The organism is Actinomadura sp. 7K534 (assembly GCF_004348575.1).
Taxonomy (GTDB): domain Bacteria; phylum Actinomycetota; class Actinomycetes; order Streptosporangiales; family Streptosporangiaceae; genus Spirillospora; species Spirillospora livida.
Window position 1 is genome coordinate 1 of record NZ_SMKB01000454.1, and the last position, 1,859, is coordinate 1,859.

Consider the following 1,859-nt stretch of genomic DNA (forward strand, 5'->3'; position numbering starts at 1 on the left):
GGACCGGGGAAATGGCGGGCCTTTTGGACTAGATCGGCCGCGTCCTCCGCCTACGCGGCCGCGGATGGTTATCGTCGGAGGCGCAGCCCGCCTCCCGAGGAGTCACATGACCACCGTGGTCCTTGTCCTGCTCTGCCTCGCGATCGCCGGACGCGAGCTCTACCTGGCGTCCGACAAGCGGCTCCCGCGCGCGCAGGCGGAACTGCGCGACCTGCGCGGCCAGCTCTCCGAACTCGCGCGGCGGCACGAGGCGCTCAAGACGGTGGTGGACGAGGCGACCGAGCCCGCGGGCATCCCGATCCCGCCGCCGCAGCCGGAGGGCCCGCCGACCGAGGTCCTCGACGGGCTGGAAGCCCTGAGCGGACGGGTGGAGCGGCTGGAGAAGCAGTTCGGCGACCTCTCCGACGAGGTGGCCGCCCTCGACCTCGACCGGGACGCCCAGCGGGCCCTGGCCCGGTCGCTGGACGCGGTGGAGCAGGAGGTCGTGGAGCTTCGCCGGGAGATGCTCGACCGGCTCGACCGCGAAGAGGGCGTCGTCGCGGGCGTCCTGCTCAGCGAGGAGGGCGAGGCCGAGGCCCTGCTCGCCGACGCGTACGAACGCGCCGCCGCGGAGTACGGCCTGCGCCCCCGCGTCCGTGCGGCGTACACGGCGGCGGCCGCGGGCGCCTACCGGGGGACGGTGTACCACCTGTCGGGGCGGCGCCCCGAGGTGCTCGCCGAGGACCTCTTCACGTTCGTCCGCGGCCTGTACGACCCGCGGGACCCGTCCGCCCTCAACGCGCTGCTCACCGAGCTGGCGGCGCTGCGCGGCGGCGGTGTCGCGCAGTTCGGCCCGTTCACGGCCGTCAGCACGCAGACCGCGCTCGTCTGCGGCGTCCTCCCGGAGGAGGGCACCCCGCCGGCGGAGCCGTGGCAGCTCGTGGACCGGATCCGCGAGCTGCCGCCCGACCGGCAGAGCGACCTCTCCTGGCTGCGCTCCGCCGACTGACTAGGGCCGGACGAAGCGCGGCGCGCCCTCCGTCCGGTCCACGCGGAACGCGAGCAGGCACCGCGGGACGCGCTCCGCGTCGAGCTGCAGGCACAGCCCCAGCCCGAGGTCCGGGTCGACGAACACCACGCGCCGCAACGCCCACAGCGCCCGGCGGACCCGCTGCCGCGTCTCCGGACGTGCCGCCTCGTGCAGCGTGCCCGTGACGACCCGGCCCGCGTAACGCCACAGCGCCGCCGAATCCAGGACCCGCACACCCGCGGACGTCAGATTCGCGACGATCACGACACCGCTGTCGTCGTCCTCCGCCGACGGGACCGGCAGCACGCCCTCCGCCCGCAGGTCACGCGGCGCCCGCGGCCCGCCCACCGCCCGGTGGTAGCGCAGCGGGTCAAGAGTGTCGACCACGAACGCCCCCGCATAGGGACGCGACGCGCGAGGACGCCCGGGCTCCCGCATCGGCTCCCGCGCGGCCCGGACACCGAGGTGCGCGCTGAGGTCGAACACCATTCCGGCGTCGTCCAGCCATGCCGGGACACCGAGCTGCGCCACGGTCCGGCGGTCGAGGGCGTCCATCGTCCGCCGCAGCTCATCGCCGCGCTGCGAGAGCGCCGTCGCCATCCCCTGTCCGGGGAAGGCTCCGTCCAGCACGGCGAGCGTGGCCCGCCACGTCGCACTCTCCACGAACTCGGCCACGAACGCGTCCGCGAGCGCCTTGCGCCGCCCGGGATCGGCCATCGGCCCCGGCCCCACCTTCGGCGCCGCACCCTCCGGCTCCGACCGCGGAGGCGGCTCGGCCGACAACCCCTTCCCCGGCAGGAACGGCTCATCGTCCTCCCACCCCGAAGACGCCTGCCGACCACCCGACGCG

The 1,859-nt window shown here is 75.3% G+C and carries 2 protein-coding genes; one reads left to right on the forward strand and one right to left on the reverse strand.

The features are described 5' to 3' along the window. Window positions 1–106: 106 nt before the first annotated feature. On the forward strand, window positions 107–988 hold the full coding sequence (locus tag E1266_RS37030) for a hypothetical protein (RefSeq protein WP_132055220.1): 882 nt from the start codon (window positions 107–109) through the stop codon (window positions 986–988). On the opposite strand, the gene E1266_RS37035 is transcribed toward E1266_RS37030, so the two are convergent. Beyond that, on the reverse strand, window positions 989–1,859 hold an 871-nt coding region (locus E1266_RS37035), incomplete at its 5' end, for a hypothetical protein (RefSeq protein ID WP_207946158.1).